The 12,963-nt window shown below is 44.1% G+C and carries 12 protein-coding genes; all 12 read right to left on the bottom strand.

What is annotated here, in order from left to right:
• Positions 1-491: 491 nt before the first annotated feature.
• Positions 492-1,406 carry a thioredoxin-disulfide reductase gene (trxB, locus tag AC4HAN_RS09690; RefSeq protein WP_491092324.1) on the bottom strand — a complete coding sequence of 305 codons (915 nt, stop codon included), beginning with the start codon at positions 1,404-1,406 and terminating at the stop codon, positions 492-494.
• 62 nt (positions 1,407-1,468) lie between these two features.
• Positions 1,469-1,693, bottom strand: a complete 225-nt coding sequence (locus AC4HAN_RS09685) for a DUF4059 family protein (protein WP_027974880.1) — start codon at positions 1,691-1,693, stop codon at positions 1,469-1,471.
• A gap of 49 nt (positions 1,694-1,742) precedes the next feature.
• Entirely contained in the window at positions 1,743-2,486 is a 744-nt protein-coding gene (locus AC4HAN_RS09680) for an amino acid ABC transporter ATP-binding protein (protein WP_491092323.1), read from the bottom strand.
• Positions 2,486-3,289 (bottom strand): amino acid ABC transporter permease, encoded by an 804-nt coding sequence (locus tag AC4HAN_RS09675; protein WP_491092322.1) that lies wholly within the window; start codon positions 3,287-3,289, stop codon positions 2,486-2,488. Before AC4HAN_RS09675 ends, AC4HAN_RS09680 begins: the two co-directional genes overlap by 1 nt.
• 15 nt (positions 3,290-3,304) lie before the next feature.
• Positions 3,305-4,120, bottom strand: a complete 816-nt coding sequence (locus AC4HAN_RS09670) for a transporter substrate-binding domain-containing protein (protein WP_491092321.1) — start codon at positions 4,118-4,120, stop codon at positions 3,305-3,307.
• A gap of 295 nt (positions 4,121-4,415) precedes the next feature.
• Positions 4,416-5,759, bottom strand: coding sequence for a DEAD/DEAH box helicase (locus AC4HAN_RS09665; RefSeq protein WP_491092320.1), 1,344 nt, complete (start codon positions 5,757-5,759; stop codon positions 4,416-4,418).
• A gap of 132 nt (positions 5,760-5,891) precedes the next feature.
• Positions 5,892-6,911 carry a phospho-N-acetylmuramoyl-pentapeptide-transferase gene (gene mraY, locus AC4HAN_RS09660; RefSeq protein ID WP_491092319.1) on the bottom strand — a complete coding sequence of 340 codons (1,020 nt, stop codon included), beginning with the start codon at positions 6,909-6,911 and terminating at the stop codon, positions 5,892-5,894.
• Between the two features lies 1 nt (position 6,912).
• Positions 6,913-9,162, bottom strand: coding sequence for a penicillin-binding protein PBP2X (pbp2x, locus tag AC4HAN_RS09655; protein ID WP_491092318.1), 2,250 nt, complete (start codon positions 9,160-9,162; stop codon positions 6,913-6,915).
• Positions 9,163-9,165: 3 nt separating this feature from the next.
• Complete coding sequence (ftsL, locus tag AC4HAN_RS09650; RefSeq protein WP_491092317.1) at positions 9,166-9,489, bottom strand: cell division protein FtsL; 324 nt, start codon at positions 9,487-9,489, stop codon at positions 9,166-9,168.
• A gap of 9 nt (positions 9,490-9,498) precedes the next feature.
• Positions 9,499-10,449, bottom strand: coding sequence for a 16S rRNA (cytosine(1402)-N(4))-methyltransferase RsmH (rsmH, locus tag AC4HAN_RS09645; protein ID WP_491092316.1), 951 nt, complete (start codon positions 10,447-10,449; stop codon positions 9,499-9,501).
• 254 nt (positions 10,450-10,703) lie between these two features.
• On the bottom strand, positions 10,704-11,954 hold the full coding sequence (locus AC4HAN_RS09640) for a glutamate-5-semialdehyde dehydrogenase (RefSeq protein ID WP_491092315.1): 1,251 nt from the start codon (positions 11,952-11,954) through the stop codon (positions 10,704-10,706).
• Complete coding sequence (gene proB, locus AC4HAN_RS09635) at positions 11,954-12,769, bottom strand: glutamate 5-kinase (RefSeq protein ID WP_491092314.1); 816 nt, start codon at positions 12,767-12,769, stop codon at positions 11,954-11,956. The genes AC4HAN_RS09640 and proB overlap by 1 nt, the downstream gene beginning before the upstream one ends.
• Between the last annotated feature and the right edge of the window lie 194 nt (positions 12,770-12,963).

Raw genomic sequence — 12,963 nt, 5'->3', positions numbered from 1 at the left:
TGGAATAAGCTCTTGACGCAGTGGTTGGCTGGCTTTCCTTTTGCCACGAGGCCAAAGCGGAAAACCTAGCCAACTGTGCGGGGGTGGGAAGACGAACCAAAATTTTCAATTTTTGGGTTCTTTCCCACTCCCTGCCTCTCCCACTAACCTCGTTTGCTTAGTAAGATCGACCAAGCAAACGACGTGTCGCAAAGAGCGTGAAGAAAATAGAACTCTAACGCCATGCGCTGGCGCCTTAGGCAGGCTGTTTTTTCTTGACGCTTTTAGCCCGTGCTTAATTATGTTTATGGCTACTATTATATCACAAAATTAGCCGCTGATAAGCCAAAGTGATAATATTCACAAAAAGTCTGCTCTCTTCTTATTAAAAGACAGACAGCTGTTTGACTATTTGAGGCTTGAGATATATCCGGCGCTCCTTTGAGTCTATAAAAAAACGGCTCCAGACCCTGACAAAAGTAAGATCAGAATCCGGAGCGGCTTTTTAGTTTCTAAAAGTGATTGACAATATACTGATAAGCTTCCTGAGCTGCTGTCGCACCGTCTCCGACTGCTGTCGTAATCTGGCGCAAATCTTTTTGACGGACATCGCCGACAGCAAAGATTCCTGCAGCCTTGGTATTCATGTGCTCATCTGTCGGAATCCAGCCTGCCTCATCGGTAATAGATAAATCTTCCACCATGCTTGAAACCGGATCAAGCCCGACATAGATAAAGACACCGCCGAATTCATGATTGGTCACCTGACCGGTTTTGACATTTTCAATATCAACGCTGGTAACTTTGACATCATTGCCTTTGATTTCCTTGACAACCGAATCCCAAATAAAGTCGACCTTATCATTGGCAAAAGCACGATCCTGCAGTACTTTTTGGGCACGCAGCTCATCACGGCGGTGCACAATGGTCACTTTATTAGCAAATCTGGTTAAGAAAAGAGCTTCTTCAACGGCCGAATCACCGCCGCCGACAACCAGCAAGTCCTGACCGCGGAAAAAAGCACCGTCACAGACCGCACAGTAAGAAACGCCTCGGCTGTTATAGGTTTCTTCCCCTGCTACTTCTAAAGGTCGGTGTTTGGCTCCTGTGGCCACAATAACCGTTCTTGTTTCATAGCTGGCATCTTCGGTGAGCACTTTTTTAAATTCGCCATGGTCTTCAACCGCAGAAACGATGCCGTAAAGATTTTCAACCCCAAACTTTTCAAGAGGTTCGTGCATCTTCATTGATAATTCAGGGCCCGAAATCATTTCGTAGCCGGGATAATTTTCAATGTCAGACGTATTGTTCATCTGGCCGCCCGGTGCCCCCTGCTCCAAGACAGCAACCTTGAGATTGCTTCTGGCTGCATAAAGAGCAGCTGTCATTCCTGCCGGGCCCGAACCGATAATAATTGTATCGTACATAGTTTCCCTTCCTTGCTTTTTTGTTCTTATATTCTAAATCAAATTTTCAAAATTTGCCAATGTTATGCTTTAATCATCAAAATAATAGCCATAAAAGCAAAAGACAAGATGGGAATCGTCACTAAATCCATCAAAAGAGCTTCGTAGAGAATGGTCAGGCGTTCTTTGGACGTCTTATCTTTTTTTCTGACCGCACGGTAAAGAATCCAGCCGGCACTGACTAAAACAACTGTTAAAGCAGACAAAAGCAGCCCTTGTACATATAAATTAAAAATCTCTGCTAACATATTACCACCCTAAATAAAAATACTCTAAGTCAAGAGTATTCTTATTATATCAAATAAAGGTTTTTTTGTAACTGGCAAAAAATTCTTTTGTCCGTTCTTCTTTTGGATGATTAAAGAGCTGATCAGGTGTTCCTTCTTCCAGAATATGGCCCTTCTCAAGGAAAAGCACCTTATCTGCCACTTGGCGGACAAAACTCATATCATGACTGACTAAAACCATGGTCTGACCGCTTTTAGCAGCATCTGCGATAGACTTTTCAACCTCACCGACAAGCTCAGGATCCAAAGCAGACGTAGGCTCATCAAGGAGCAGCACGTCCGGTTTCATCGCAAGAGCCCGAGCCAGCGCCACACGCTGCTTCTGTCCGCCCGATAAATGACGGGGATAGTGATTTTCGCGATCAGAAAGACCAACCTTGCGCAATTCTTCCTTGGCAATTTTGCTTGCTTCTTCGTCTGATAATTTTTTGACAATCTTAAGGCCTTCCTTAACATTGTCGAGTGCTGTCCGGCGTTCAAACAGGTTGAACTGCTGAAAAACCATGGCCAATTTTCGGCGCAGGATCAAAACGTCTTCCTTACTGATAGTCGTGAAATCCACCTTAAAATCATCAATCTCAATCGTTCCGGAATCAGGCTGCTCTAAGTAATTCATGCTGCGCAAAAACGTCGACTTGCCTGCACCAGAGGCACCGACAAGAGCAACAACTTCTCCTTTTTCGATATCAAGATTAAGGCCATCGAGCACCTTTTGTCCGGAAAATTCTTTGGTTAAATTGGAAATTCGAATCACTAGCGCACACCTCCTTCCACTGCCTGGTCGTTAACAAGGTTATCAGGGGCGGAAATCTCCATTTTCTTTTCAATCAGACGTCCGGCCTGTTCAATCAAAATGCTGACTCCCCAATAAATAATCGCTACCGAAATAAAACGTTCAAAATAGCGGTAATCGCTGCCGCCCAGAATCTGAGCCTGAGCAAACATTTCGACAATACCGGCATTGAAGGCCAGAGAGGTTCCCTTGGTCAAACCGATTAAGGTATTAATCAGGGTCGGTGTCGCAACGACTGCAGCATTAGGGATAATGACCCGGCGATAGACCTGAAGAGTTGTCATTCCAAGACTCTTAGCCGCCTCAATTTCTCCTGAATTAACTGATTGAATAGCTGCCCGAATGGTCTCACTGGTATAGGCAGCTTCATTAAAGGCAAAAGCTGTAATGGCAAAAACAGACGCCGGAATAGCATTGATATTAAAATCGGTTCCCAGTTTTTGATTCAGAGCTTTCAGCAATAGAGGAATCCCATAGTAGGTCAGCATGAGCTGAACCAAGATAGGTGTTCCCCGCAAAAAAGAAACAAAGAATGCCTGAATAGGGTAGAGAATTTTAACCCGATTAATTTTGACAATGGCAAACAGAAGAGCCAAAACCAAACCAAAGACAGAGCCGCCCAGGGTTAAAATCAGCGTTGTCGGCAGCTTTTCTAATATAGCCGGGATAGCATCAAATACAGCCCGCCAGCTAAAGAGTTTGCCGCTGGGCAAGCTGCTGACAAATTTATCATACCAGCTGATTGTTAAAAATGTACTAAACATCGTTTTCCTTTTCTATTATTTCTGAAGTGAAGACACATAATCACCGCCAAAATATTTTCGGCTGAGCTTTTTCAATGTTCCGTCTTTTTGCAGCACTTTGATGCGCTTGTTGACAAATTTTTGCAGTTCTTGACCGGTCTCATCCTTAGCAAAAAGAAGGTATTCCAGACCGTCTTTTTTACCGCCGACTTTTTCTTGGACATTGGCAACCTTCAACTGCATTGCTTGATCCTTGATAAGTGTTCTAAGAGAGATAGCATCGTAAAGCAAAAAATCGATTTTCCCTGCTTCAACATTTTGGAGGCGCTGAGTCAGGGTCACACTGTTTGCGACATAATGAATGTCAATAGCTTTCCCATCTGAATGGCGCTTATTCCAATTTTCAAGGATAGCAGCATAATTAGAACCTGCATATACCTCTACTGATTTGCCGGATAAATCATCTAAAGTCTCATAGCTGCCTTTTTTACTGGCAATGGCGTAGTTAGACTTTGAGACAGGATCTGAAAAGAGGTATTTTTCTGCTCTGTCTTCACTGTAGTTAAAATTATTGGCTGACATCTGATAACGTCCGGCATCAATCCCTGTTAGGATAGACGAAAAAGCCACGGTCTCAAACTGAGCTTTGTATTGTTTGGAGCCCTTAAAAATAGCTTTCACTAAAGCAATGTCATAACCGTCAAAGCGCTTGTCTTTTTTGTAGGTGAAAGGTGCCGTATCTGAATCTGTCGCTACAGTCACTGTTTCTTTTGCAGCTGCCTTAGCCGGCAGAGCCAAAGTCAAAACTGCTGCAAGCAAAATAAAAGAAGCCAGTAATTTTTTCATTTTCATATCGTTCTCTCCTCAAGTAAGTATACAGCTTATGCTGACTATCTTTCAGTCTATCACGATAAACAGACCCTGTATAATAGTTTTTTTCTATCGCAGTGATTAATTTTCTCTATCACTGCTGTGAAAACAGTTATCTTAGGCGACAATAGCTGAGGAGACTTTAATCATAGCATTTGTTTGCTTCTCTTTCAAAGAATTGAACTTGGTTGGCCAGAGAAAAAGAGCCGGAAACCACTGTCCGACTTTTATCTTGCTGCTTTATTGGTTTTAGTTTAACGCATGCAGCTTTGTTCATTTAAAAGCTCTGTCTTTTGGCTTTGCGGGCTGCGCGGCCTTTAGCACGAGCTTCTGAACGGCGGGCTTTGCGGCGTTTTTCATCCACTTTCCACTGAATTTTCTTTTTATAGCCCGGCTTGATTTTTTTCTTTTTCTTCTTCACCAAACCGATCATTTCAGTATCTAATTTCTGATAGGTTTTCTCCCGGTTTGCGCGGCGGTCGCGGTCATAGGTGTCCTGGATAGCACCGTTTTTCACAATCTTCGGTGTAAAGGCAATCCCCATTTTTTCAAGCTCTCTGATGTCTGAGTCATCGCTTGGCTGATAAAGAGTAATAGCTGTGCCCGAAAGCCCCATACGGCCGGTACGCCCCACACGGTGTACAAAGAAGGACAGATCCTGCGGAATAGCATCGTTGATGACATGGCTGATGCCGTCAATGTCAATGCCCCGCGCAGCAAGGTCCGTTGCCACGATGTAGTCAAATTGCAGCTGTTTCACCTGATTCATAATGCGCTTACGTTCACGCGGCGGAATGCCTCCATGAATTTTAGCAACTTTCAGCCCATTGGCTGTCAAATAGGCATGCAATTCATCAGCCCGCTCCTTGGTATTGACAAAAATAATCGCCAAGTAAGGGTTTAACAGCTGAGCAATTTCCAAAATCTGGCTGTTTTTATCGCGGCCCTTGGTGGAAATCAGCCAGTTATCAATCGTATCAGAGATAACTGTTGCTGTTTTGATTTTCTCTATGACAGGATTGCTCAGGTATTTTTTTAAGAAGGGCTGCAGCTTTTGCGGAATCGTCGCTGAAAAGACTAAGATCTGCACTTCTTTAGGCAGAGCAGCAGCAATCTTATCTACCGTATCTAAAAAGCCCATATCAAGTGTCATATCCGCTTCGTCAACAACAAAGGTCCCTGCCTTATGAATAGCAAGATAGCCCGATTGAACGAGATCATAGATACGCCCCGGCGTACCGATAACAATTTGCGGCTGACCGGATTTTAATTTTTCAATCTGACGCAGCTTGTCCGTTCCGCCAACATAATTGGCAAGGCGAATTTCCTTATCGGAAAAAGCCGCAATCTGCTTGGCAACTTCGTATATCTGTCTGGCTAATTCTCGGCTGGGTGCCGTAATCACAGCCTGAACCGCATCAAGGTTCTCATCCAGCTTTTCAAAAACAGGCAGCAAAAAAGTATGTGTTTTCCCTGAACCTGTCTTTGATTCTCCGACTAAATCCTTCCCCGATAAAACAAGAGGAATCAGGCGCTTTTGCACCTCTGTCGGTTCGTCAAAATGCAGGGCTGCCAAGGCCCGGTTAATGTAATCTTTAAATGCAAAATCTGTAAATGTCATAGGTACCTCATACGCTCTTATAACTTGATATTCTAAAGAGCATTCTCAATTATTATAACAGAAAATAAGACAGGAAAGAAGCCTCCTGCCTTATCCATTAAAAAATGCGGCAAATACCGCACTCTTATCTTCTTATAAATACAGCAGAGCCAGCGTCAACAGGCTTCCGCAGATGCCCAGAGCCCAAAGAAAAGCATCAACCTTCCACTCACTCCATTTAGCACCTGCTTTGGTCAGACTCAGACCTCCTAATTCCAGATGATGGTGAAAAGGAGTCATACGGAAAATTCGGCGTCCTTCGCCGTACTTTTTCTTTGTATATTTAAAGTAAGCAACCTGCATCATGACTGAAGCTGTTTCAAGAACATAGACAATCCCAATAAGCAGCAAGGTCCATTCCTGCCGCAGAGCTATGGAAATAGCAGCCAGCATTGCTCCCAGAGCGAGGCTGCCGACATCTCCCATGAAAACTTTGGCCGGTTTATGATTATAGACAAAGAAACCAAGCAAAGCGCCAATCATAACAATAATAATGAGAAGAATATCAAACTGCTGTTGCTGATAGGCAATAATCCCATAGGCTGTCAGGCTGATGACAACTGAAACAGAAGCCAAGCCGTCAATACCGTCTGTCAGGTTGACAGCGTTGGAAAAGCCGACGATCCAAAACAAAATAAAGGCAATGTAAAAGATACCCAGATGCAAAGGAAAGCCAAAGACATTTAACGAATCTGCTCCGCTTGGTCTGACATGGACAAAATAGAAAACTAAGCCGCCAATGATCTGCAGAGCCATTTTTTGCCCTGCTGTCAGACCTTCATTAATCTTCTTAAAAATCTTTAAAAAATCATCAAGAAAACCAACTGTCCCATAAATTAAAATGATGAACAAAATAGCTAACGTTGCCCCGAAAGCCGGTCCTTTTACAAGATTAACAAGAAAGGCAAATACGAAAGTCACCAAAACAGCAACTGCCAAAAAGACAGTTCCTCCCATGGTCGGGGTACCTGCTTTAGCCAAATGCTGCTTGACATCCTCATGCATCTGCTGGCCATTAATTTTTTTCAGCTGATAAAATCGGATGAAAGAGGGCATGGCAAGAACGGTCAGGATAAAAGACGCAATCCCTGCAATGATCATAGTGGTTAACATGTTAGTCTCCTAGAGTTATTCTAATTTTCTTCAAGTTTTTAAGTTTACTGCCTGCGCTGATGCTTTGCTTAACGACCTTCCCGGATTTTTTCCCTTTAAAGGTCACATTTATGCCGGTCCAGTCCTCGAATTTCTTAACATTTTTCTTGGTCCAGCCGTACATATCAGGCATGGTCTCAAAGTGACTGGTCAGCATTAGAACCTGCTGATTTTCTTTTAAGTTTGACCCGGCCGCAACAGACGTTTTGGTGATTTTGTTACCTGTTCCAAGGACAATAGGCTGAACGAGATTCTGACGAAGTTCGTCGGCTGTATTGCCCGGACTTTTTCCGATAACTTTCGGCAAGTGATACTTCGTCTGCTGATCCTCAGGGGTCTCAACCGGCGACAGCAGCGTATCTTTCATGAGAGTTGCTTCTTCCAGCACCGGATTGATGACATCCTGCCAAAAGCTTATGCTGAATGTTTCAGGCTGCTGCAGAGTCACATACATCATAAAGTCCGGATTTTCAGACGGAACCATGGCAACAACCGAATAGATATAATCTGTACTTCCTGTTAAATAACCTGAGCCATCTTCCGCAGCCATCTGAGCTGTTCCTGATTTAACAGCAACCGATTGATTGCCGACCTTGATGACAGGGCCGCCCAAATCTTTTGAATAAAGGGTTCCATAGTAGGGGTCTGTCCCAACAGTCACCATATATTGCCGCGTTTGCTTAGCTGCATCTGCTGACACAGGATTGCCGACAACTTCTTTTTTGGCTGTCCGGCTGGTGCCTGTTTTTGGATCATAAATTTTGGTGATGAATTGAGGCTCCAGCATCACACCATCGTTTGAGACGGATGAAAAAGCCCTGAGCATCTGCGTCTGCGTCACTCCGATCCCTTGTCCGAAAGCACTCATGGCTATTGTTACCACATTGTCAGACGGCAGCAGCCCTGAGGCTTCACTTCCCATACCAAACCGGGTCGGCATGCCAAAGCGGTAGTCGCTGAGATAACGAAGCCATTTATCATTGCCCATCTTTTGCTCCAGCAGGGTCATCCCGACGTTACTGGAATAAGAAAATCCTTGCGCAAAAGTCATATAGCCGCCCTGAGAGATCCCTTCATTGACAGCCCAGTCTTTGATGGTTGCATCAGCCAGAGAGAGACTGGCATTGTTATAAGTCTCGTTGGGGTTGAAAACCCCTTCGTCAATAGCTGCTGCAAGCAGCATGACTTTCATGGTTGATCCAGGTTCATAGTTGGTCTGATAAAGAGTATTTTGCCAGGTAAAGCCCTTAGCATCCAAGCCTTCCTTGGTGTCTGAATTAAAGCTCGGCCGCTGTGACGTCGCCAAAATTTCCCCTGTTTTAGCATTAACAAGAGTGGCACTGGCCTGAACACCCTTGGCCTTGCTTTGGAAGGTATCCATCTGTGTTTCCAAATAGGTCTGGATAGGCGCAGACAGGGTCGTATAGACATCTTTTCCGTCCACTGCTTTTTTAACGGTTGTCGCAGCCCCTAGCAGGGTATTGCCGTTTTTATCTTTTTCGTAGGTCACTTGTCCGTCTTTCCCGGACAAAAGCTTATCAAGAGCCGCTTCCATGCCTGTTGCACCAACTAAGCTCTTGCTGCCGTCCTTATTTTCTTTGACCTGCGCTAAGCCGATGAACTGTGACGCAAAAGTACCGTTTGGATACATACGGCCGGGGCTTGTCGTGAAAGCAACGCCCTTAATCTTTGCATCCTCAAGTGCCTTGGTAACAGCTGTCATCGTGCTGTAGGTGATATTTGACCCTTTGGTACCAAAAGAAACCTGAGTTAATTTTTTTTGCTCCAGCTGAGAAATAACATATTTTTTATCCATGCCCAGATGCTGATTGAGAATATCAGCAACTTTATTGTACTGATAAGGCTGCACATAAAGTTTTTCCCCAGCAGTCGACACATAGGATTTATCAATAACAGCATAGACATTATAGGTTGTTGAGTCTTCGGCAATCGGGTTGCCATTACGGTCGTAAATGGTTCCGCGCTTAGCCTGAACTTTTTGCACTGTCTGATAAACAGACGAAGCTCCTTTGGATAGATTAACGCCGAATTTTCTGTCTGTTCCGATAATGATAATAAAATTGATAATAAAAACAAAAAAGACAAAGACAGACAAAATCATTAAATTTTGTCCGACACGTTCGCGGTTTTTCTCAGGCGTCCTGCGATCACCTATGACATAGTCTAAAAAGCGCTTTTTAAAGTTGTTCATAGGCTAGTCCACCTTCTTAATATTATCTTTTTGAACAGTCATGCCCGCTTTCTGGGCAATATCGGCAATCCGGTCATAGCGGCTCAGCTCATTGACTTCCTGCTTGGCGTTGTTGTACTCTGTTTCCTTGTCATTGATCTTACTGTTTAAGTGGCTGATTTCCTGCTGAATCTGCAGACTTCGGCTCTGCAGGTAAATAATGCTGATAGACAGCGTGATAGCCGTAATGATGATAGCACCATAAAAAGCCTTTTCCAATCTGGTAAAGGTTCTGATCCGTTTCTGCAAGGCTTGCGAAATAGCTTCGCTGCGTTTTTCATTTGTCATGGTTTTTCTCTATTTTCGAATTTTTTGAATGACCCGCAATTTAGCTGAATGCGCACGGTTATTAGCCTCAATCTCTGCCTGACTGGGCAGAATCGGCTTGCGGCTGATCAAGGAAAACTTAGGCTGCAGGTCATCGGGAATAAAGGGCAGCCCCTTAGGAACATCAATGACTGCCGCCTTTTTAAACAGCTGTTTTACCAGACGGTCTTCCAAAGAATGAAAGGTAATCACTGATATGCGTCCGTTTACTGTCAGCAAATCCAGGGCCTGAGACAAGGACTCCTCAGCAGCTCCCAGTTCATCGTTAACTTCAATTCTGATGGCCTGAAAAATCTGCTTGGCAGGGTGTCCTTTTTTCTTAAGTTCCTTAGCCGGTTTGGCTGATTTAATAATTTCCGCCAGCTCTTCGGTCGTTGCGATTGCCTTTTCCTGTCTGGCTTTCTCAATCTTTCGTGCGATTTGTTTTGAAAATTTATCCTCGCCATATTTAAAGAAAATGCGCACTAAATCGTGATAATCATAGGTGTTTACGACATCAAAAGCTCTCAGTTCGGCATCTTGATTCATTCGCATGTCAAGCGGCGCATCTTTTTTATAGGAAAAGCCGCGTTCTTCTTCATCCAGCTGAGGACTTGATACCCCCAAATCATAGCAGATGCCGTCAATTTCAAAGACATTTTCCTCAGCCAGACGCTCTTTCAAATGGCGAAAATTATCCTTAATGAAAGTCACCTGCCCCGCCTCAACATAGGGCTGCAGACGTTTTTGGGCATTGTCAATTGCTTTTTGATCCTGATCAAAACAATAGAGATGTCCCTTTTTGCCAAGTTTTGAGAGCAAATACTCACTGTGCCCCGCACCGCCAAGTGTCGCATCAACATAGATACCATCAGGCTTAATATCAAGCCTGTCGATGGCTTCATGCAAAAGAACAGTGATATGATGAAAATCATTAGTCATAAGTTTTATTTTACCACACTTTTATTCTATAATAAACAAAAAAGAGAAAGCTCATCTGTTTAATTCCATGAGAAATGCACTTCAGATTAAAGACAGAGTCCTTTATGAGACCTTCTTTGACTTTGTTAAAAAAGATGTGCTTTCATATCCGGCTCATTACTGCTAAGCCGGAAGTATGAATCCGGCAAAAAGGACCGGAAAAAGTATCCGATCCCTAATCGTATCTAAGTGCTCGGGCAGCACCTTTTACAGCCTTATTCTCTGATTTGTCCCTGTCCGTTAATATAGAACTTGGTGCTGGTGAGAGCTTCCAGTCCCATAGGACCGCGGGCATGTATTTTCTGGGTTGAAATGCCGATTTCTGCTCCCAGACCAAAGACAAAACCATCGGTAAAGCGAGTTGACGCATTGACATAGACTGCTGCAGAATCGACTTCATCCTGAAAGTGCTCTGCCGAAGCGATATCTCGGGTAATGATGGATTCTGAGTGGTGGCTGCTGTAAGTATTAATCCAGTTGATTGCTTCATCCAGTGTATGCACTACCTTAACTGACAGGATATAATCTAAAAACTCGGTACTGTAGTCTTCGTCGCTTGCCGGTTTAGCATTTTGAAGAAAGGCCAGCGCTGATGGATCCGCACGAAACTCAACAGGATGAACCTTTTGGACAGCAACTTCCAATTTTGGCAGGAACTCCGCTGCTGCCTTCTCATGAACCAAGAGCGATTCGGCAGCATTGCAGACACTCGGGCGAGAGGTTTTGGCATTGATAACAATGTCAGCTGCCATATCAAGGTCGGCCGACTCATCAACATAAATGTGTACATTGCCGACACCTGTTTCAATGAAGGGCACCTTGGATTTTGCTTTAACCGTCTGAATCAACCGGCCGCTGCCGCGTGGGATCAAGACATCAATATAATCAACTGCCTGCATCAGCTCTTCTGCTACTGCATGGCTGGTATCTTCAACCAGCTGCACAATATTAGCATCAATTCCAAAATCAGCTAAGGTCTTGCGAAGCACCCCGACCAAAGCCTTATTGGAATGAATAGCATCACGGCCGCCCCGCAAGATAATAGCATTGCCGGTTTTAAAAGCCAGGCTGAACGCATCAACTGAGACATTGGGGCGGCTTTCAAAGATCATGGCAATGACCCCCAGAGGCACGCGCTTTTGAACGATTTTAAGACCGTCCAGATTGGTATAGCCGCGAATTACCTGACCGATTGGATCCTGAAGGTCAGCCACCTGACGGATACCTTCGGCGATTCCTTCAATACGTGCTGCATCCAAACGCAGACGGTCTGTCATAATATCAGAAATCTCATGTTCTTTAGCACTGGCAATATCACGCGCATTCTCAGTTAAAATATAGTCAGTCTGTGCCAGCAGATTTTCAGCTGCCTGTCTGAGAACTTGATTTTTTTCAGCTGTCCCCAGCTTAGCTAGACTAAGACTGGCTTTTTTAGCTTTGCGTCCTAACTCATCAATGTAGGTCATCACTCCACCTCATTTCCTTTTTGGATAAACCATGTTCCCAGATTGGCACCCTCCAGCATGCGCAGGATATCACGCGGATTGGCACCGTTCATGAGAACCATCTGCCCTTTGTTGTCAAACATCATCTGAGCACTTTGCAGCTTGCTGATCATACCGCCTGTCCCGAATTTACTGCCGGCACCGCCTGCTGATTTAAGAATATCTTCTGTAATCTCTGACACCTGCCGATACAAAACGGCATCCTCATAAATCGTCGGATTCTTATCGTAGAGACCGTCAATGTCTGACAGCATAACCAGCAAATCTGCTTCAGTAATCTTAGCAACAACAGCAGAAAGCCGGTCGTTGTCCCCAAACTTCGTTGCATGATCCATCTCATCAACACTGGTCGCATCATTTTCATTGACGATCGGTACAATCCCCATGGATAAAAGGGTTTCAAAGGTATTGGTAACATTGGCAAGACTTTCGGGATACTCGATAACATCACGCGTCAGCAAAATCTGTGAGACGTCCGTCTGGTAGTGTGAGAAAATCTGTGAGTAAAGGCTCATCATCGCTACCTGACCGACACTTGATACTGCCTGCTGCTGAGCTATTTCAGCCGGACGCCTGTCCATTCCCAGAACATCCAGACCAAAGCCCACAGCACCCGATGACACCAGGACAACCTCCTTGCCCTTGTTCATAAGACTGGCGATGACAAAGGCCAGCTGATCAATTTTTTCCAAATTAATTTTGCCGTTTGGCAGAATAAGAGAGCTCGTTCCAATTTTAATGACTAAACGTTTAACTGCTTCAAAATTCCGTTTCATAAGAAAAATTATACTATAAAAATAGTAAATATGCACTGATATTGAGGGAATATTTACTATTTCACTGCCATTTTTTCAGGCAGCCGGCAAAAATTGTAATCGAATTGCAAAGGGATTTTTGCTGAATTTTATCAAACTAATGATAAGCTAATTTTTGATCCTACGACTGCCCAAAATCATTAAAAAGAAAGGTA

The organism is Streptococcus sp. ELY_86, from assembly GCF_058314495.1.
This window is presented reverse-complemented; position numbering and strand designations above follow the sequence as displayed.

What these genes read in the sequence shown, in the direction of transcription:
- AC4HAN_RS09685 (WP_027974880.1), bottom strand. Translation starts at nt 1,693, where the DNA reads ATGTTAGCAGAGATTTTTAATTTATATGTACAAGGGCTGCTTTTGTCT.
- AC4HAN_RS09640 (WP_491092315.1), bottom strand. Translation starts at nt 11,954, where the DNA reads ATGACCTACATTGATGAGTTAGGACGCAAAGCTAAAAAAGCCAGTCTT.
- rsmH (WP_491092316.1), bottom strand. Translation starts at nt 10,449, where the DNA reads ATGACTAATGATTTTCATCATATCACTGTTCTTTTGCATGAAGCCATC.
- mraY (WP_491092319.1), bottom strand. Translation starts at nt 6,911, where the DNA reads ATGTTAACCACTATGATCATTGCAGGGATTGCGTCTTTTATCCTGACC.
- AC4HAN_RS09670 (WP_491092321.1), bottom strand. Translation starts at nt 4,120, where the DNA reads ATGAAAATGAAAAAATTACTGGCTTCTTTTATTTTGCTTGCAGCAGTT.
- pbp2x (WP_491092318.1), bottom strand. Translation starts at nt 9,162, where the DNA reads ATGAACAACTTTAAAAAGCGCTTTTTAGACTATGTCATAGGTGATCGC.
- ftsL (WP_491092317.1), bottom strand. Translation starts at nt 9,489, where the DNA reads ATGACAAATGAAAAACGCAGCGAAGCTATTTCGCAAGCCTTGCAGAAA.
- AC4HAN_RS09675 (WP_491092322.1), bottom strand. Translation starts at nt 3,289, where the DNA reads ATGTTTAGTACATTTTTAACAATCAGCTGGTATGATAAATTTGTCAGC.
- AC4HAN_RS09665 (WP_491092320.1), bottom strand. Translation starts at nt 5,759, where the DNA reads ATGACATTTACAGATTTTGCATTTAAAGATTACATTAACCGGGCCTTG.
- proB (WP_491092314.1), bottom strand. Translation starts at nt 12,769, where the DNA reads ATGAAACGGAATTTTGAAGCAGTTAAACGTTTAGTCATTAAAATTGGA.
- trxB (WP_491092324.1), bottom strand. Translation starts at nt 1,406, where the DNA reads ATGTACGATACAATTATTATCGGTTCGGGCCCGGCAGGAATGACAGCT.